Genomic DNA, 19,102 nt, shown 5'->3' on the forward strand with positions numbered 1-19,102 from the left:
TTGAACAGAATAAAAAAATAGGGCTTGCGCCCTATCTTGAGTGAAATCTTGCTGCTTAAAATTCTGCCCATTCTTCGTCTTCATCTTTGATCGTTGCTTGGATTGGCGGTTTTGCAATTGGTTTTACTTTCGTTGTCGGTGCCGACGCTGTTTTTAGCGGGAGCTTGTTCGGTGCAAAGGACGTATGGGGGCTGTTGTTTTTGAGTATGAAAACGCCGACCAATTCGGCCAATTGCCCCGCTTGTTCTTGCAATGATTCGGCGGCGGCGGCCGCTTCTTCGACCAGCGCCGCATTTTGCTGCGTCACTTCATCCATATTCGCTACCGCCTGATTGACCTGCGCAATCCCAGCGCTTTGCTCTTTGGACGCCTCAGCAATTTCGCTCATGATCTGGGTGACTCGCTGAATACTGAGTTCGATTTCAGTCATCGTGCTCCCTGCGCTATTCACGATATGACTGCCGCGCTCAACTTCGTTCACGCTGTCACCAATCAGTGTTTTGATTTCTTTGGCGGCAACGGCGGAGCGTTGCGCGAGATTTCTGACTTCTGCAGCGACGACTGCAAAGCCACGCCCTTGTTCTCCGGCGCGGGCGGCTTCAACTGCAGCGTTAAGTGCCAGAATATTGGTTTGGAAGGCAATGCTATCAATCACGCTGATAATGTCGACAATTTTGCTAGAGGCATCGTTGATCGCAGCCATGCTACTGACGGCATCTTGAACCAGACACGCACCTTTTTTCGCAATCTGTTCTGAATTGCGCGCCAGTTGGCTGGCTTCAATTGCATTTTCCGCATTTTGTTTGACGGTGCTGGCCAGCTCTTCGCTGCTGGCGGCGGTTTCTTCGAGATTGGCTGCTTGTGCTTCGGTACGGCGCGATAGATCGGCGTTGCCGTGCGTAATTTCTTGTGATGCGATATTGATCGTGCGGCCTGCTTGTTGAATCTCTCCTACTAATATTTGCAGCTTGTCGACGGTGGCGTTGATGCCATCCTTGGTTTCACCAAATAGCCCAGCATAGTCTTGGGTGATTTGTTGCGTTAGATCGCCTTCTGCGAGGGCATTTGCAACGCGCATCACATCGCGCAGCCCAGTTTCTGTTACTTCCGAGAGCCGATTGAGCAAGGTGGCCAGCCTCGCGCTAAAGCCTTGTTTGTCGAGTAATTCAAGCCGCTGGCTAAAATTACCTTGCTCGGCAGCGGCGGCGACGATGGTTTCGATTTCTGCCACGATGCTACTGAGCGCAAAGACGGTATGGTTGACTCCGTCTTTGGCGCGACCAAATAAGCCGGGATAATCTTTTTGAATGGTTTGGCTTAAATCGCCTTGTGAAAGGGCATTGGCAACGCGCAAGATGTCGTTGAAACCGATATCACAGGTATTGATCAATAGGTTTAAATCTTCGACCATGGCTTTGAATTTGAATTGGTAACGCTCAGCATCGACGCGTACGCTAAAGTTGCCTTGCGCACCCGCTTCGGCAATCAGCTTGATGTCATTGCTGATGGCCAGCAGCGCTTGTTTGACTTGGTCAACGGCCTGCGTGATTTGTGCCTGATCGCCGTTCAGGCGCACCATATCCACATCGAAATTACCTTGTGCGTACTGGGCGATCACCTGCACTGTTTGCTCGGTGACTTGGATGTGAGACGTCACTAATTGATTGGTTTCTTTGGCCATTTCCTGAAATGAGCCCGAAAAATACTCGGCATTCATCCGAGCGCTAGTCGTACCCGCTGCGTGCTGTTTGGCCATATCGGCTTGCGCCTGAATAAATTGCAGCACGGTACACTGCATACCGTGCATTGCATTCAGTAGCAAACTCATTTCATCGTAATCGCGTAGCGTAATTTCATTGTCGAGCTTGCCGCCAGCGATGTTTTCGGCGATGACTACCGCGCGGGTGAGCGGAATTGAGATGGCTCGTAGTAGCAAAATGCAAGAAATCAGCGCGAGTACCAAGCCTAGCACGATCATGCTGATGGCAATCAGTTTGACCCGTTCATAACTGGCTTGTGCGCTGGTGTATTCGGTTTTGGCAACGTCAAGTTGCAAATTCATCAGTGCCGTGATTTGTTCACCTACCGGATCAATAGCACGATATAAAGGTTCAATAAACTGAATCAGATCGCCTTGAATAATGTCTGTTTTACCGACGAGAAACTGTTCTAGTTTATTAATTTCCTCATTGGCGCGGTTAAAGCGCGATTCAGATTCGGCGGCGAGTTTGGCTTCTTCTGGCGTGAGGGTCGTGGCTTTATACGCACCCCATTCGCGGGCAATATCGGCTTTGGCTTGTTGGATGTTTTTTGCGGTTTCTTCGGCGGTTAGCATGCCTGCGTTGGCTTTATTCATTGCGTCAACCATGTTGACTGCATACGCGTCGGCGACGAGCTTGAGCTGTTTGAGTGGCACTACGCGGTCTTCGTAAACGGTCTTCAGTGAGCGATTGACTTCATTTAGATTGTACAATCCCATCCCACCCATTAAGACCAAGAGCATGGATAAAAACAACACGGTGTAAATGATGCGCTGCTTGATTGAGATTTTCATTGGCTTACCTCGAATTACGATCACTAGGCTCTGCTAGGGCAGTCGGAAGTAGCAATAAATAATTACTACCTTATGGGTATTAATGGTAATTCTTGGTTAAGCTCTGGTAATGTCAAGTAAATAAAATGGATTTGCTTGGCGCTAGGCGTCGAGCGGTTTTCTTTATAAGTATCTAATAATATTAATTTTTTTGTTCTGGTGATGCTGACGCATGGTGAAGATGTGCATGGCGTTGTGCGGAATGAGTCACTGCCAAGTCAGATAGGGCAAATTCAATTTGAACAGGAGTAAATCAATGACGCGAGGTGATTCATTACAATTATTGATTCAGCAGGTGAATGATTTTGCTGAAGCAAGGGACTGGCGACAGTTTCATAGCCCGAAAAATTTATCGATGGCGCTGACAGTCGAGGCCGCCGAGTTGCTGGAGATTTTTCAGTGGGTAGAGTCGCAGGATTCGCTCGTGCTGAGCGACGCACAGCGCACGGCAAGTGCGCATGAGGCGGCGGATATCTTGCTGTATTTATTGCGCTTTTGTGAGATGACGCAGATTGATCTACTTGCAGCTGCGCGAGAAAAGTTGCAGTTGAACGCGCAAAAATATCCGCTTGAGCTGTCCAAAGGAGTCGCATCCCGCTAAGCGCAGTTTGTTGATGTTTGGTTTGGCGTGCTTTATTCAAACCAATCGTGCGGCCTGGCTGGCAGCTCATGCCAGCGTTGTAGGCTGCGATGATCGGCGATTTTTAGCGTGGTTTGCTGGCTGAGCCAGGCCGTAAGTCCTTCACGCAGAAAGTGCAGTTCTTCAACAGAGAAACCATACAGATCACGCAGTAGTGTGCCGTGCTGGATGCCAATCTCGCCTTCAAAAATCGTCGCCGTGGCCAAAAAGCCTTCATCTCCAATAATCGCTAGCCAATATACGCGGTCTTGATCTTCCAGCAAGGCCAGTGTGCCCTTGGCTTGCTCAGCCAATTCTTGCGCAACTAAATGTGCGACAGCATGTAGCCATTGCCAGCTCTGTTCTGTGAGCTCATCAGCGCCATAAGTAGGGATCTCGGTGTTGATGGTGGGGATGAACACAAAACACTCCTGATATTGATGTATGTTGCCACAGGCATTGTTAGATATTGGATTAAAGAGAATACCCAATGAATTACTGGTTTGGCGACGTGACTGGCTGCGACCCGTATTATGCCAGATCTGTGCTTTGAGCAGGGAGAGGCATCGTGCTCGGCCGGTGATGAAGCGACTGCAGCAGGATCATCCATTTGGCATCGCTCGGTGCAATCCATGCCGTTCCACGCTAGAATCGACGATGGCTTGGCCGATCAGCCAAGCGCCAGTCAGCAGCAGCGTTACTGAGTTGAGCATCAGAAAAAAATTTGAGAAAAAGGGATGGGCATGTTTGAAACACTGGTAGCGATTATTGCCGCGATTGCAATTTTTTTGTACGCACTTGAAGGCTTTAGCCGTGAGTTGCAAGCTGTTGGTGGCGATACTTTACAAGATTGGCTGGGCAAGGTGACGTCCAATCGTTGGGCTGGTTTTGCGGTCGGTGCGTTTGCAACGGCGATTTTACAGTCGAGCAGCGCGGTGTCGTCGTTAACGACTGCCTTGGTGAATGCGTCGGTGATTTCGTTTCGCGCGAGCTTGGGCGTATTACTCGGCGCCAATGTGGGTACGACGGCCACGGCATGGTTGGTATCGTTTAAATTGACTGAAATTGGCCCGATTTTTATTGCCTTAGGGGCGTTGGTTTCCTTATTGCCAAAACGCTATGGTCAATTCGGTCGTTCGCTGTTTTATTTCGGGATGATTTTTGCCGCGCTGGATTTGATTTCGCGTGCGGTAATGCCGCTGCGTGAATTACCTGCGGTGATGGAATTAATGGCGCAAGCCAATTCGCCCTTGGTGGGGGTGTTAGCGGGGATTGTGATTACAGCGATTGTGCAATCGAGCAGTGTGACCACCGGTTTAGCGATTTTATTTGTGCAACAAGGCTTTTTGCCGCCACAGGCCGCGATTGCGATTGCGCTCGGTGCTAATGTCGGCTCTACGTCGACTGCGCTGATTGCCAGTATGGGCATGAGTGCGATTGCCAAAAAAACCGCGTATTACAATTTCTTGTTCAAAGGCGTTGGCTTGTTGATGTTTTTCCCGTTTATCGCACTGCTGTCGAATCAGTTGACTCAGCATATTAGTGATACTGGTCAAGTCGTCGCTGCCGCGCATTTGATTTTTAATTTAACCATTTCGCTGTTCTTCTTATTGATGCTTGATCCAATTTTGAAGTTTTCGGAACGAAAAAAGCATTAAAAATGGTGTTTTGCATTGAAAAAGGGGCGCAAGCCCCTTTTTTATTTACCACGAAGGCGTAGCAAACCGCTGTACTAGAAAATCAAGCAAAGCGCGCACCGCGGGCGAAAGGTGGCGGCGAGAAGGGTAGAGTGCGTAGATGGTCATCGCGGGGACTTGCCAATCGGGCAGTACAATTTGCAGCGCGCCGCTGTCGATGTAGGGCTTGGCAAGGTAAGTCGGTTGTAGCGCGATGCCGCAGCCAGCGAGTGCGGCGTATAGCAATACGGTGGCTTCGTTGGCGCTGAAACGGCTAGTAACGCCGACTTGCGTCGTTTCATCGCCGCGCGAAAAGTGCCAAACACTTTTGCCAAAATTCGCATAGCTTAAACATTTATGTTGGGTAAGTTCCGCTGGTTCTTTTAAAGTATTGCTTGCAGCTAAATACCCTGGTGATGCAACCAAAATAGAGTCGCAGCGAGCCAAGGGGCGGGCGATTAACATTGGGTCGGGTTCGCTGCTGATGCGGATTGCCAGATCAATCCGCGCCTCGACTAAATTCACCGCGGTGTCGCTGACATTCAGATCGATTTTAAGCAAGGGATGCTGCGCCAGAAAATCGCTAATTGCCGCGGCCAAATGTGCAAATCCGAACGACATACTGCTGGTGAGGCGCAATTGGCCGCGCAGCTCGCCATCGTGACTTATGCTTTCTTCTTCGATATTTTCCATCAAGGCCAGCATTTGCTGGCAGCGCCGTAGGCAATTTTCACCCGCATCAGTCAGCGTGACGCGGCGCGTCGTGCGCTGCAGCAGCCGTGCACCGAGCCATTGCTCGAGTTCGGCGATATAACGCGTAACCATCGCGCGCGACATGTCGAGCTTATCAGCGCTGGCGCTAAAGCTGCCGCTGTGCGCCACTTCGCTAAATACCTTCATCGCAGTGAGTCGGTCCATAGTGTTTCCTTGCTATCTGCTCGAATATTGCAACAATCATGCGCAGTTTAGTCTATTTATCCGTTCGTTTCATGCAACTACACTAGCGTCACTTTAATCAAACACCGAACGGAGATTCACTATGTTTCGCACTACTTTACTTGCCGCCACCCTTGCTTTGACCTTTGCTAACGCACAGGCAGAAACCGCTAAGCAGCCACTCCAAATGAAAGTGTATAACGCCGATGGCAATAGTTTTCATGCCAATTCAACGCTGATCTACGGCGAAAAAGAGGCGATTGTGATCGATGCGGGCTTTACTCGCGCTGATGCGCTGCGAATTGGCGCAAATGTGCTCGATAGTGGTAAAGAATTGAAAACGATTTTTGTGAGCCAAGCCGATCCTGATTATTATTTTGGCGTTGAAGTGCTAAAACAAATGTTCCCGAATGCCGAAGTCGTGGCAACGCCAGCAGTGTTGGCGAAAATCAGTAGCAAGCTTGACGGCAAAGTCGCATTTTGGGGCCCCAAAATGGGCGCCAATGCGCCGAAGAAACCCGTGCTACCAGCGGCGTTGAAGGGCGAAACTTTGACTGTTGATGGCGAGAAAATTGAAATTCGTGGTACCAAGGGGCCACTCGCGCACCGCCCGTATGTGTGGATTCCATCGACTAAGACGATTACTGGCAATATCGGCGTGTTTGGTGGCTTGCATGTCTGGACTGCTGATACGCAAAATGCCGCTGAACGCACATTGTGGATTGCGCAATTGGATGACATGGCGGCCTTAAAACCCGAAGTCATCGTGCCGGGGCATATGCAAGCGGGTAGCAAGCTGGATGTGAGCAACATCGCCTACACCAAGCAATACCTGCAAACGTTTGAGAAAAACGCTGCAGCCGCCAAAAACAGCGCCGAATTGATCGCCAGCATGAAAAAAGCCTATCCCGATGCAGGTTTGGGCATGGCATTAGAGATCGGCGCGAAAGTGAATAAGGGTGAAATGAAATGGTAAGCCGTAGCGACAGCGCCGCCAGCAAACCGGTACTTCATTATTATTTTGATCCCTTATGTGGCTGGTGCTACGCCGCGGCACCCTTGCTGCGCGCGGCAGCAGAGAGCCAAGCGTTGGCGGTTCAATTGCACGCTGGCGGCATGATGAGTGGTGAGAATCGCCAAACGGTGACGCCAACCTTGCGCAACTACGTAATGCCGCACGATCAGCGCATCGCCGCCTTGACTGGTCAGCCGTTTGGTGAAGCATACTTTAATGGTTTGTTGCTGGATCAAAATGCGGTGTTTGATTCAACACCACCGACCTTGGCCGTTTTGGCTGCGGCCGCTTTAGGTGGCGATGACGGTATCGGGCAAACTGGTTTGGCGATGTTGGCGCGGATTCAGCACGCACATTATGCGCAAGGGCAACGGATTGCCGATGGCACGGTGCTACTGGGATTGGCGGTCGAATTAGGCTTTGCAAGCGCAGCATTTGCACAGGCCATGAGCGAGCAAGCGGTAGATCTTGATGCGCATTTTAATGCTACGCGAATGGCAATGAAGCGCCGGAATTTACGTGGGTTTCCCTCGCTGGTGCTGGAAAAACAGGGCGTACAGCAGCTGATTGATATTTCGCCGTATCTAGGTGAGCCAAAGCAGTTTATTGCGAAATTGCAAGCGCTGTTGCAGCACGTCACGCCGCTGGCTGTTGCGGAGCCTAATGCATTTTGCACCGCAGATGGCTGCGCTTAAGCGCTCAGTGAGTGAGTTTGTGCTTGGTTTTGGGTGCAAAAAACTTTAAACGCCAGCTTAAGCTGGCGTTTTTTTATTCGGAAATAGTACCGATTTATTTTTGCTGGGCTTGGGTGGCGTCTACTTTGAGCCAATCAAAAGGCTTCCCATTGGCCATACGCTCAACAAAATTTTGCTTTGAATTCGGTTTTGCTTTCGCAGGAGACGGCGCTGAATTCTTGGCGACGGTTTTTGCTTGTGGCATGGGTTATATCCCTTTGAAGAATTGAAGACCAATTGTAAGCTGTTGCAATCCATTGCACATTAGGGTAAACGCTTATTTGCGGCCTGTGTATCTAATTGTCATACGCAAATATTTATATAGATCAATATGTTGCATATTTATTGCAAAGTGTAACTCCGTTCAGCCAGTGCACTGCTGCGCAGTTTTTGTGCGCGGCTGGGGTGTAAGACCGAGTTGAGTGGCTGGCGTTCCGCTATGGGATGCCTCGCTCGTGACCAGAGCCGATGGCGAGGTCTAACTAGATGGTCATTTTGCGTTAGTTGGCATGGTGGCAAACTTGAGCCAGGCAAAAGGGGCTTTACCGACCATGCGTTCGGCGAGTGTTTTTTTGAACGCGTCGCGTGTCTTAAGTTGAGTCGTGAATAATTGTGCAGCTTTTTTCATGGCACTTCCTCGACGTGAATGGATTAAAACTGATCCTAGTCTTTTCATATTGCAAACTGATTGCAGTTGTACTTCGTATACAAAATGCGGCGCTAATTATTTTTTCTAACCAGAACCACGCAAGCTCGTTAGAATTGCCGCACGATAAACACGGTGAATACTCATGGCTCGCGTATTGTTGATATTGATTGCTGCCTTGTTCAGTAATTTGGTTCTGGCGGCGGAGGCCAAAGTGGTGAAATGGCCGCAGTTGCAGCCTGATGACCCCGCGTTACGCAAGGCTATTACTAGCATGAATCAAGAACAAAAAAGCCGTTTGATGCGAGCGATTCAGCAGCTGGAACTTAAGCAACAACTCGAAAGTAATAAAGTGAAGCCTGCGAATTTGACGGCGGCAGATGTTGCTTTATTAAAGGAAGATTTGAAAGATTTAAAACCGTTGATTTCTGAGATTGAAGCGTTCGAAAAAAAACGCATCAGTGAAATGATACCCAGCCTGCAAGGGCAAGTGATTGAGCTCAGTGGCTATTTATTGCCGCTTAAACTCAAAGGCAAACTGGTGACTGAATTTTTATTGGTGCCAGTGATTGGCGCGTGTATCCATGTACCGGCACCGCCGCCCAATCAAATGGTCGTGGTGCAATATCCTGCTGGATTTGCACAAGGCGATTTATTTGCTCCAGTGACCGTGGTGGGCAAACTAGCGATTAAATCGGCTAAAGCGAATCTGGCTTTGGCCGACGGCGCTGCTGATGTTGACGTTGGTTATCAAATGCTCGCCTCAGAAGTTCGCGCGTATAACACAACAAAGTAAGGGGTATTTGTATGAAATCATTATTAATCATGGCTTTGGTGTCGATACCTGTAATGGCTGCGCCACATTCCGCCCATGTGCATGGGGTAGCTGAGTTGGATGTGGTGGTGGATGGGCTGCAAGTGCAGATCACTTTGGAGAGCCCGGCGGATAATTTGCTGGGTTTTGAGCGAGCACCAAAAAGCGATTATGAGAAAAACAAAGTCAAAGACGTGGCCGCGCAATTGCAAGTGCCTGCCAATCTATTTGCTTTGAATGCGCAATGTAAAAGTGCTAAACCCGCTGTGACGATGCCGACCTTTGGTAAGGGCGAGCATAGCGATATTTCGGTCGAATATGTGTTTGAGTGCAGCAATCAAGCCACACAAGTCAAATTACCGCTGTGGCAGTTGTTTCCCGGGTTTAAATCATTGACGGTCAATCTGGCAACGCCGCAAGGCCAGAAGCAACTCAAGCTTAAACCGGGTCAAGTGCTGGATTTGAAATAAGTAACTGAGCAAAAGTTTTCGAACAAGGCGGCGAAGCCGAAGATAGTACAAGTAGTACAGCGAGGCGAGCCAACGATGGGCGGAAATTTTTGTCAGCCTACTTAAATGCATTGAAGTTTGATTATTGTAAGGAAGGTGCGCGGTGCTCATTGAACTGGCTGATTTGCAATTCACTTGGCCGCGTGCCGCGCAGCCAACCTTAGATATTCCCGCGTTTACCCTTGGGCGGGGTGAGCGTGTCTTTTTACATGGCCCTAGCGGTAGCGGCAAGAGCACTTTGTTGTCGATTTTGACGGGAATCCAAGTGCCACAGCGGGGGCAAGTGTGGATGTTGGGGCAAAATTTGGCAGTCATGTCTGGCCCTGCCCGTGACCGTTTTCGTGCCGATCATATTGGCTATGTGTTTCAGCAATTCAATCTGCTGAGCTATTTATCGGTACTCGATAATGTGCTGCTGCCGTGTCAATTTTCCAAAATTCGCCGTCATCGCGCTGGTAATCCGCAACAACAAGCTTTGCATCTGTTGGAACGCTTGGATCTGACGGCTTATTTGAATTGCACCGTGAATGCACTGTCGGTGGGGCAGCAGCAGCGCGTGGCTTTGGCGCGGGCGCTGATTGGCGCGCCCGAAGTGTTGATTGCTGATGAGCCGACATCGGCACTCGATGTTGACCGTCGTACCGCGTTTATCAAATTATTGTTTGAATGTGCCGACGAGCAGCAAACCGCTGTGCTTTTAGTCAGTCACGATCCGCAATTGGCGCTGCAGTTTGACCGCAGCGTGGATTTGCTAAGAATCAATCGTGGCAATCTGGAGCTGGCCGATGTTTAAAATCGCGTTCAAGAGTCTACTCAATCGGCGCTTAACCGTTGCGTTGTCGGTGTTGACCGTCGCGTTGTCGGTGTTATTGCTGCTTGGCGTTGAGCGTTTGCGCACTGAGGCGAAAAATAGTTTTGCCAATACGGTTAGCGGCACGGATTTGATTGTCGGCGCGCGCACCGGCTCGGTGCAATTGCTGCTGTATAGCGTATTTCGGGTTGGTAATGCGACCAATAATATTGGCTGGGATAGCTATCAGGCGCTCGCCGCCGATCCGCGCGTGGCGTGGACGATTCCGGTGTCGCTGGGCGATAGTCATCACGGCTTTGCCGTGCTGGGCACGACGCTGGATTATTTCAGGCATTTACGTGTTGGCGAGCAGCAGGCGCTTGCTTTCCGTCACGGGCGCGTTTTTATCAAAACTCACGACGCAGTGCTGGGCGCAAATGTTGCACAAAAGCGCGGCTACAGTTTAGGGCAAAAAATCACTTTGACGCATGGCAGTGGCGACGGCGCGCTCACGGATCATACCGATCAGCCCTTTACCATCGTTGGCATTCTTGCTCCCACTGGAACGCCCGTCGATGATACGGTGCATGTGAGTTTGGATGGTTTGACGGCGATTCACGAAGGCTGGGAATCGGGTAGTGCCTCACTGTTGTCTAGCTCGGGGGTGTTGGCGGCGGATGAAAACCGCGCTATCCCACCGCCGAGTTCGATTACTGCGTTTTATGTTGGACTTCACTCGAGAACGTCGATTTTTAGTTTTCAGCGTACGGTGAATCAATTTAAAGGTGAGCCTTTAATGGCGGTGATGCCGGGGGTCGCGTTATCAGAATTATGGGCTTTGCTGAGAATTGCTGAGCAAGCTTTGTTGGTGGTGTCAGGTTTTGTGATGGTGATTGGTTTATTGGGCATGTTGACAGCTTTACTCACCGGCTTAAATGAGCGCCGCCGCGAAATGGCGATTTTACGCTCGGTCGGTGCTAGTGCGGGGCAGATCTTTGTGTTGGTGATGGGCGAGACGCTGTTACTGCTTGCTGTTGGTATTGTTCTGGGTATGTCGCTGTTGTACTTGTTAATCAAAGTCTTTGGCTCAATACTGCAAGAATTTTATGGTTTGCATATCGCAATCAACGCGCCGTCAAGCCATGAATATGGTCTGCTACTGGCAACATTGCTTGCTGGGGCGAGTATTGCCGTGATTCCTGCATGGCGGGCTTATCGAATGTCGCTCAGCGATGGTTTGAGTCAACATTAGAGTTATGTCATCAAAGGCGTGAGGACTATTTCAAGAGAAAAAACCATCAGCATCAAATCTGAACATTGCCAATTAAGTTTGGGTATGTTTATCTATGCCAAATTAATTAATAATCTTAAAGATATACCCTAATGACACCTGCTCAGTTTATCCAGAAATGGACCAATAACGATCTCAATGAACGCGCAGGCGCACAATTGCACTTTGCAGATTTGTGTGAGTTGCTTGGAGTTGAAAAGCCCTACGATCCAGAAAACTATTGCTTCGAGCGTGGAGCCAGCAAAACGAGCGGTGGCGAGGGTTGGGCCGATGTGTGGAAGCGTGATCATTTTGCGTGGGAAAACAAAAAGCCTGGCCGTGATCTCAAAGCAGCACTCAAACAGCTGACGGATTACGCTCTTAATTTAGACAACCCGCCGTTACTGATTGTCTGTGATCGCGAAAGTATAGAAATCCACACCGCCTTTACGGGCTATCCGCACGAAGTACATCGTATTCGTCTGCAAGATCTGCTGGATGAGAAGCCCAGACAAATACTGCGCTGGGTATTTACCGAACCGGAAAAACTGCGACCCATCAAATCAACCGCCGCGATTACCGAAGAAGCGGCAGGCAAGTTTGGTGACATTGCCGAAGCGATGCGTGCACGGGATTTGCCCGCCACCGAAGTGGCTCACTTTTTGATTCAATGCTTATTTTGCATGTTTGCCGAGGACGAAGGACTGCTGCCGCGCAAACTGTTTACGACCTTGCTGGAGAAAAATCTCGCCAAGCCCGAACGCGTCACTGACCGATTGACCGCACTATTCAAAGCCATGCAAAAGGGCGGCGATTATGGCGACGATGAAATTCGCTGGTTCAATGGTGGCTTATTCAAAAACATCGCCATTCCGGCACTCAATAGCGACGACGTATTCCGCCTGCATCAGGCTGCATTGCTCGACTGGCGTGCGATTGACCCGACGATTTTCGGTACATTATTCGAGCGCGGGCTAGACCCGAAAAAACGCAGCCAGCTCGGCGCGCACTACACCGACCGTGCCTCGATCATGCGAATTATCAATCCGGTGATTGTCGAGCCACTAGCCGCCCAATGGCAGAGCACCCGCAGCGACATCGCTGAGCAGCTCGCCAAATCAAAAAAACACAATGACGCGGCATATAAAAAAGCGCAAAAAACCTTCCAGCATTATCTGGAAATGCTGCGTAATTTCCGCGTGCTTGACCCCGCTTGCGGCAGCGGCAACTTCCTGTTTCTGGCGCTCAAGGCGCTCAAAGATCTAGAGCACCGCGCCAATATCGAAGCCGCCGATTTAGGCTTGCAACGCCAAGTCGGCATCGAGGTGAGCCCCGCCAATGTGCTGGGGCTGGAGCTAGACCCTTACGCTGCCGAGCTGGCGCGCGTCACCGTCTGGATTGGCGAAATCCAGTGGATGCAGGCCAACGGCTATCCGCTGAACGAACGCCCGCTGCTCAAGCCACTTGATCATATTCAGAACACCGACGCGCTGATTGATTTAGACGGCAAGGCCACGGCGTGGCCAGCCTGCGACGCGATCGTTGGCAATCCGCCGTTTTTGGGCGGTAGCAAGAAAAGCGGTGAGCTGGGGCGCGCTTATTTTGATGCGCTCAATCGTCTGTACGACGCGCAGGTGCCCGGCGGTGCCGACTTGGTCTGCTATTGGTTTCATAAAGCGCGTGAGCAGATCGCTGCGGGGCAATGCCTGCGCGCCGGGCTGGTCTCCACACAATCCATTCGCAATGGCAGCAATCGCAAAGTGCTTGACGCGATTGTCGCCGATGCGCCTATTTTTAACGCGTGGTCAGATGAGCCGTGGGTCAACGAAGGCGCGGCGGTACGCGTGTCGCTGGTGTGTTTCGGTATTGAGCCAACCGTAGGATGGGTGGAGCGTAGCGATACCCATCATCAAATCGATGCCGCGATGGGTATCGCCCCTGCGGGGCTCCACCCATCCTACGCTTGCCTCGACGGCCAGCCAGTGGCGCGGATTAATGCCGATTTGACAGTGGGTGGCGATGAATCATCGTGTGATCTGACGCTGGCCAAGCCCTTGGCAGAAAACGCGGGAGTGGCATTTCAGGGGCCAGAAAAAAACGGCGCTTTTGATATCACTGGTACTCAGGCACGAGAATGGTTAAAACAACCAAATCCACATGCCCAACCAAACAGCTTGGTGTTGAAACCACGTTTAAATGGTCAAGACGTCACTTCACGCTATACAGATGGCTGGATCATTGATTTTGGCTGTCACCTGAGTCAGGACGAGGCTGCCTTATTTGAACTACCGTTTGCTTTTGTAGAAATGCATGTCAAGCCTGAGCGTGACAAAAACAAAGATAAAAACCGGAAGAAATATTGGTGGCGCTTTGGAAGAACGGGTGAAGATATGCGTATCGCCATCAAGGATTTACCGCGCTACATCGCCAGCCCCGAAACCGCCAAGCATCGCACTTTTGTTTGGCTCAACGGCGCAATCCTGCCCGATAAAAAACTGATCGTGATTGCCCGCGCCGACGACACGACGTTCGGTATTGTTCATTCGCGGCTACACGAAGTTTGGTCGCTGGCACAAGGTTCTATTCATGGAGATGGGGTAGAAGGCGGTCGTCCCCGCTACACACCAACCACTACCTTTGCTACCTTCCCCTTCCCCGCCGGCCTAACGCCCGCCGACACGATACATGGCACGGTATCAGATGGCGAGCTAGTTTTACCAAAGCTTAGCGAGCAATACCCCAAAGCAGCAATCCAGCACGCCCGCGCCATCGCCGCTGCGGCAGCCCGGCTAAACACCCTGCGCGAAAACTGGCTAAACCCGCCCGAATGGGTCACCCGCATACCCGAAGTGGTGGCGGGCTTTCCCGACCGCATTATCCCCAAACCCGAACACGCCGCTGCGCTGAAAAAACGCACACTGACCAATCTCTACAACGAGCGCCCAAGCTGGCTTGCCCGCGCCCACGAAAAGCTGGATCTGGCCGTAGCACAAGCCTATGGCTGGGATGACTACACGCCCGTGATGAGCGATGAAGAAATCTTGCGCCGCTTGTTGGTGCTCAATTTGGCACGCAGTCATGGCTAAGCAGAAACCCGACGATGTTGCTGCGATACCACTGCTGCCTGAGCAAATTCCACCGTGGGTGGAATACGAGGTGGGCGATAGTGTGTATTTATATGGCAAGGAATATTGGGTGATCGATGCGGATGGTGAGTTGATTGAGGCCTATTGGCAAGACGATTAAAATCAGGCAACTAATCCAGTTTAATTGGATTGATTGAAGCGTTCTGTGCGCTCAATCCGATTGAGGTGAGTGCGCATTGGCTGAGGATTGAAGTTGTTGTTGCTTTGTTATGCTATTGTTCGCCACCTTCTTTGTAAGTAGAAAACGATGAAAAACGCATTGCACTTCGCGCCAAATAATCAGGACATCGACATGACCCCTGCTGAAGAGCTTCGCCAGCAAATCGCCGAAATCGAAGCCGCAAAAGCCAGTTTAGATCCACGCACGACGCAATATATTGTGATGATAGGCAGCGCCGCATTGCAGTTTGTGATGGAAGGCCGCAAAGCCAAGCAAGCGAGTACCGTGCCGGCGCAGTGGGCGACGCGCTTTACCGAATCAGACGCCCAAATGATTGCCCGCGCGATCAAAAATGCCAATGGTGAAATCGCCCACACAGTACCGTTGGCGGCGGCTTTAAATATTGAATTGACGAAAAAAAATACCGCTTTGCAGCGCCTAGAGCAAGCAATTAGCGTGATTCAGTGGATGCCTAAAGTCCATTGAAATTTGCTTTACTCGCTGTCAAACCCGAAGGGCTGAGCGTGATCACTCTGCCCGCGCCCGCCTGATTTTAGCCGCCAAAATGTGATTTTCCCCATTACTTAAGTGGGCATGTTGTTACGCAGTAGTCGATTTTTGTGAGTTGCCGTTGATCAATCGCCCAGAGTCATGTCTTTCTTTATCATTACGTGGTAAATTTATTGCTTACGTTAATTTTTGGTAAATTGAAAGTCAGAGGGCGATGATGAATAAGATTGTATTGCTGGCATTGGGTTCTGTGGTGGTGTTAGGGGGCGGCTACGCTGGGGCGAGCTGGTATGCGGGCAATCAAATCTCGACTGCGCTCGATAATAATGCGGCAGCCTTGAGCCAGTATCCTGCGATTAAAGTGGTGAAACGTGATCTGCAAAAAAGCTTATTTGGTGCAGTTGAAAATGTCACCTACCAAATTGGCTGCGAAACGGGTGTCGACGCGGCTCATCCCCTTAATGGCAAGTTGGGCACGCTCACGCTGCAAAATACCATCAGCCATCATCCGTTTAATATGACGATTGATACCGCAATTCAGTTCGATGAAAAAACCAAGGCAGAATTGGCTAAAATTTTTAAAGATAAACAGCCGCTCAGCATTCATACCAAGCTCGATTTCTCGGGCGGATTTCGCACTGAATTTGCAGTTCCTGCCTTTATGGTGGAAGAATCTGGCACGACAGTGACCGTGCAAGCGCTGAACGCGACGGTGCAGTCAGATCGCCAGTTTAGTTTCTTTGATACCACGCTCAAGCAAGGTGGCTTGGAAGTGGTGACCAAAGCGCAAAAGAGCAAATTCGCGACAGGTGCTTTGGATTATGAATCAAAACTAAAGAAATCATCGGAAGGCCTGTACGTGGGCAAGGATCAAGTGAAATTGGCATCATTGGTGCTCGCTGATTCAACACAAGAAAAACCTGTTGATTTCCGCCTTGGGCTGAGCCAAGTCAGCGGCGAGAGCGCGATTGAGGGCGGCTTGATGCGCGGTGTGGTGAAAGGGCAGATGGATGATGTGCAAGTTAATCAACAGAAAGTCGGTACGCTCACTTTGGAAGCTGGCTTAGAGCGCTTGGATGCGGGCGCGATGAAAGCGTTTAACGAGGCTTTTGGTGTGCAAGCCATGCTGCAATGCAAAGGCAGCAATCCTGCTGAGCAAATGAAGATTTTGGAAGCGCAAGCCGAAGCGTTGTTGGCCAAAGATCCGAAATACAGCCAAAAAATGAGCCTGAAAACGGGTGAGGGTGAATCGGTATTGGCCTTCCATTTGCAAACCAAAGGCTTAACCAAAAACGATTTTGCTAATCCAGATACATTGACCAAAAAACTAGATGCAGCCGTGTCGATGCAAGTGCCAAAAAGCTTGGTTGAACGCTTGATTAAAGATCTCTCGCCTGCTGATGCGGTCGAAAATACGCTGGCTTCGTTCCAAGAAGGCTTGGGCATGGGGGTTCAACAAGGCTTTGTCGTGACTGATGGCAAATTGATTAAGGCGAATTTTATCGCGCAGCAAGGCAATATTACGCTCAACGGTAAACCGTTTGACCCAATGCAATTGATGGGCGCGCATTAAACTGAATTGAAGTTGATTAAAAAAGCCATCCGCTGTGGATGGCTTTTTTGTTGGGTATTGCTTTGAGAGTATTGTTAAGCAATGGCTACATGGCTATACATCATTTTATTTGGTGATGACCAGATTTGGTGTTGATGGTTTAAGTGCCTGCGGCACTGTGTTTTACAGCCGCAATCCGCGATGGGGACTTACTTTTCTTTTCGCTGCGAAAAGTAAGCAAAAGAAGGCGACCCATATATCTGCACCGACTTCGTCGGCTTGATATGAGGGATTTTAAAATCCCCAGCTCGACGAGAGCGAAACAATATCAACACTAAATCCGAACATTGCCTTTTGTTTGCGTGATGCGCCAGTCATTTACTTACTTGAGCATATCCAAGGCCAGAGCTTCAGCGACCTTAATCCCATCCACACCCGCCGATAAAATCCCACCCGCGTAACCCGCGCCTTCGCCCGCAGGATACAAGCCGCGCACATTCAGCGATTGGCAATTGTCACCACGGGTAATGCGTAACGGTGAGCTGGTGCGCGTTTCTACGCCGGTGAGCACTGCATCGTGCATATCGTAGCCACGGATTTTTTTGCCAAATTCAGGTAGCGCTTCGCGCATTGCAGTAATCGCGTAATCAGGCAGTGCACTTGCTAGATCGGTCCAGTTTACGCCGGGTTTGTACGATGGTTCAACGCTACCCACTTCTTTCGATGGACGAGCAGCAAGGAAATCGCCAACCAGCTGCGCTGGCGCATTGTAGTTCTCGCCGCCGAGTATATAAGCATGGCTTTCAAGCTGCCGCTGGAACTCAATCCCCGCCATCGCGCCGCCAGGATAATCGCTCGGGTTGATGCTGACGACCATACCGGAATTGGCATTGCGCTCGTTGCGCGAATATTGGCTCATGCCGTTGGTGACGACGCGGCCTTCCTCGCTTGTAGCGGCAACCACCGTGCCGCCCGGGCACATACAGAAGCTATACACGGCGCGGCCATTGGTGGCGTGATGCACTAGTTTATAGTCCGCAGCACCAAGGATTGGATGACCGGCGTATTTGCCCCAGCGCGCTTTGTCGATCAAGGATTGTGGATGCTCGATACGGAAACCGACCGAGAACGGCTTGGCTTCCATAAATACGCCACGGTTGTGCATCATTGCAAAACTATCGCGTGCGCTATGACCGAGCGCGATCACCACGTGTTCGCTGAGGATTTCATTGCTTGGCTGACCTGCTACGCCGATTTCGGTAACACGCACACCACGAATTTGCTTATTACCATCGGGCAAGTCTGTCAAAATCAAATCATCAACGCGTTGCTGAAACCGGATTTCACCACCGAGCGATTCAATCTCGGCGCGCATTCTTTCCACCATGCCAACCAGTTTAAACGTGCCGATATGGGGTTTGGCGATATACAGGATTTCTTCGGGCGCGCCGGCTTTGACAAATTCATTCAAGACTTTACGACCTAAATGGCGCGGGTCTTTGATCTGGCTGTAGAGTTTACCGTCGGAAAAAGTCCCCGCGCCGCCTTCGCCAAATTGCACATTCGATTCTGGATTGAGCGTGCTTTTGCGCCATAAGCCCCAAGTGTCTTGCGTGCGTTCGCGCACTTTTTTCCCGCGCTCAAGCACGATGGGTTTAAAGCCCATTTGCGCCAAAATTAGTGCAGCAAAGATGCCACAGGGGCCAAAGCCAACGACGATGGGGCGATGGGTGAGGGTCGCTGGTGCTTGGCCGACAAAGTGGTAGCTGGTGTCGGGCGTGGGCAGCACGTGCGTATCGGCTTTGAATTGCGCGAGCAGTTTCTTTTCTAGCTGGCCGACGTCCAAATCAATGATATACGCCAGATTCATCATCCCTTTGCGTGCATCGTAGCTGCGTTTGTAGACGATATAGCTATTGATGTCAGATTCACTAATTTTGAGATAGGTGGCGATGGCGGTATTGAGCTCGGCTTCAGTATGGTCGAGCGGCAGTTTGAGTTCGGTAATGCGGAGCATGGTGATCCTTCAAGGTTGAGGTTTATTCAACAGGGTATTGCTTGCTAGCCATTCATTCGTAATGGCTGGCGTGATATACGTCGCTATCAATAAAAAAACGCCATGATGATTATTC

19 protein-coding genes are annotated in these 19,102 nt (G+C 50.5%); 13 read left to right on the top strand and 6 right to left on the bottom strand.

Features of this window, described 5'->3' with window-relative positions; genetic code table 11:
* Positions 1–55: 55 nt before the first annotated feature.
* Positions 56–2,554: a methyl-accepting chemotaxis protein gene (locus GM173_RS16315; RefSeq protein WP_203571741.1), complete on the bottom strand. Its 2,499-nt coding sequence runs from the start codon at positions 2,552–2,554 to the stop codon at positions 56–58.
* 295 nt (positions 2,555–2,849) lie between these two features.
* Between GM173_RS16315 and GM173_RS12630 the strand changes: the two genes are divergently transcribed.
* Positions 2,850–3,194, top strand: coding sequence for a nucleotide pyrophosphohydrolase (locus GM173_RS12630; protein ID WP_203571742.1), 345 nt, complete (start codon positions 2,850–2,852; stop codon positions 3,192–3,194).
* A 32-nt stretch (positions 3,195–3,226) separates the two neighbouring features.
* Here the strand turns inward: GM173_RS12630 and GM173_RS12635 are convergent, their stop codons facing one another.
* The gene (locus tag GM173_RS12635; protein WP_203571743.1) at positions 3,227–3,634 is read right to left on the bottom strand and encodes a hypothetical protein; all 408 of its coding nucleotides are present in this window, start codon (positions 3,632–3,634) and stop codon (positions 3,227–3,229) included.
* A 111-nt stretch (positions 3,635–3,745) separates the two neighbouring features.
* Here GM173_RS12635 and GM173_RS12640 point away from each other — a divergent pair, with 111 nt between their 5' ends.
* Positions 3,746–3,916, top strand: a complete 171-nt coding sequence (locus GM173_RS12640; protein ID WP_203571744.1) for a hypothetical protein — start codon at positions 3,746–3,748, stop codon at positions 3,914–3,916.
* A gap of 39 nt (positions 3,917–3,955) precedes the next feature.
* Positions 3,956–4,870: a Na/Pi cotransporter family protein gene (locus GM173_RS12645; RefSeq protein WP_203571745.1), complete on the top strand. Its 915-nt coding sequence runs from the start codon at positions 3,956–3,958 to the stop codon at positions 4,868–4,870.
* 45 nt (positions 4,871–4,915) lie between these two features.
* On the opposite strand, the gene GM173_RS12650 is transcribed toward GM173_RS12645, so the two are convergent.
* A complete protein-coding gene (locus GM173_RS12650; protein WP_203571746.1) occupies positions 4,916–5,806 on the bottom strand; it encodes a LysR family transcriptional regulator in 891 nt (296 codons plus the stop codon).
* A 121-nt stretch (positions 5,807–5,927) separates the two neighbouring features.
* Between GM173_RS12650 and GM173_RS12655 the strand changes: the two genes are divergently transcribed.
* On the top strand, positions 5,928–6,800 hold the full coding sequence (locus GM173_RS12655) for an MBL fold metallo-hydrolase (RefSeq protein WP_203571747.1): 873 nt from the start codon (positions 5,928–5,930) through the stop codon (positions 6,798–6,800).
* A complete protein-coding gene (locus GM173_RS12660) occupies positions 6,794–7,534 on the top strand; it encodes a DsbA family protein (RefSeq protein ID WP_203571748.1) in 741 nt (246 codons plus the stop codon). Before GM173_RS12655 ends, GM173_RS12660 begins: the two co-directional genes overlap by 7 nt.
* 94 nt (positions 7,535–7,628) lie before the next feature.
* Here the strand turns inward: GM173_RS12660 and GM173_RS12665 are convergent, their stop codons facing one another.
* Both GM173_RS12665 and GM173_RS12670 read right to left on the bottom strand, forming a co-directional pair.
* A complete protein-coding gene (locus tag GM173_RS12665) occupies positions 7,629–7,778 on the bottom strand; it encodes a hypothetical protein (RefSeq protein WP_203571749.1) in 150 nt (49 codons plus the stop codon).
* 285 nt (positions 7,779–8,063) lie between these two features.
* Complete coding sequence (locus GM173_RS12670) at positions 8,064–8,201, bottom strand: hypothetical protein (RefSeq protein WP_203571750.1); 138 nt, start codon at positions 8,199–8,201, stop codon at positions 8,064–8,066.
* A gap of 163 nt (positions 8,202–8,364) precedes the next feature.
* On the opposite strand from GM173_RS12670, the gene GM173_RS12675 reads away from it, so the two are divergent.
* The 8 genes from GM173_RS12675 to GM173_RS12710 all read left to right on the top strand — a co-directional run bounded on the left by GM173_RS12675 (position 8,365) and on the right by GM173_RS12710 (position 16,991).
* Positions 8,365–9,015, top strand: a complete 651-nt coding sequence (locus tag GM173_RS12675; protein WP_203571751.1) for a DUF3299 domain-containing protein — start codon at positions 8,365–8,367, stop codon at positions 9,013–9,015.
* 11 nt (positions 9,016–9,026) lie between these two features.
* On the top strand, positions 9,027–9,503 hold the full coding sequence (locus tag GM173_RS12680) for a DUF2796 domain-containing protein (RefSeq protein ID WP_203571752.1): 477 nt from the start codon (positions 9,027–9,029) through the stop codon (positions 9,501–9,503).
* A gap of 142 nt (positions 9,504–9,645) precedes the next feature.
* Positions 9,646–10,335, top strand: a complete 690-nt coding sequence (locus tag GM173_RS12685; RefSeq protein WP_203571753.1) for an ABC transporter ATP-binding protein — start codon at positions 9,646–9,648, stop codon at positions 10,333–10,335.
* Entirely contained in the window at positions 10,328–11,584 is a 1,257-nt protein-coding gene (locus GM173_RS12690; protein WP_203571754.1) for an ABC transporter permease, read from the top strand. The genes GM173_RS12685 and GM173_RS12690 overlap by 8 nt, the downstream gene beginning before the upstream one ends.
* Before the next feature lie 131 nt (positions 11,585–11,715).
* Positions 11,716–14,688, top strand: coding sequence for a class I SAM-dependent DNA methyltransferase (locus GM173_RS12695; protein WP_203571755.1), 2,973 nt, complete (start codon positions 11,716–11,718; stop codon positions 14,686–14,688).
* Positions 14,681–14,848, top strand: coding sequence for a hypothetical protein (locus GM173_RS12700; protein WP_203571756.1), 168 nt, complete (start codon positions 14,681–14,683; stop codon positions 14,846–14,848). The genes GM173_RS12695 and GM173_RS12700 overlap by 8 nt, the downstream gene beginning before the upstream one ends.
* A 147-nt stretch (positions 14,849–14,995) precedes the next feature.
* Complete coding sequence (locus GM173_RS12705; protein ID WP_203571757.1) at positions 14,996–15,394, top strand: hypothetical protein; 399 nt, start codon at positions 14,996–14,998, stop codon at positions 15,392–15,394.
* Positions 15,395–15,635: 241 nt separating this feature from the next.
* Positions 15,636–16,991, top strand: a complete 1,356-nt coding sequence (locus tag GM173_RS12710; protein WP_203571758.1) for a YdgA family protein — start codon at positions 15,636–15,638, stop codon at positions 16,989–16,991.
* A 361-nt stretch (positions 16,992–17,352) separates the two neighbouring features.
* Here the strand turns inward: GM173_RS12710 and GM173_RS12715 are convergent, their stop codons facing one another.
* Positions 17,353–18,987 (bottom strand): NAD(P)/FAD-dependent oxidoreductase, encoded by a 1,635-nt coding sequence (locus tag GM173_RS12715; protein WP_203571759.1) that lies wholly within the window; start codon positions 18,985–18,987, stop codon positions 17,353–17,355.
* Positions 18,988–19,102 lie beyond the last annotated feature (115 nt).

The organism is Deefgea chitinilytica, assembly GCF_016881405.1.
Taxonomy (GTDB): Bacteria; Pseudomonadota; Gammaproteobacteria; order Burkholderiales; family Chitinibacteraceae; genus Deefgea; species Deefgea chitinilytica.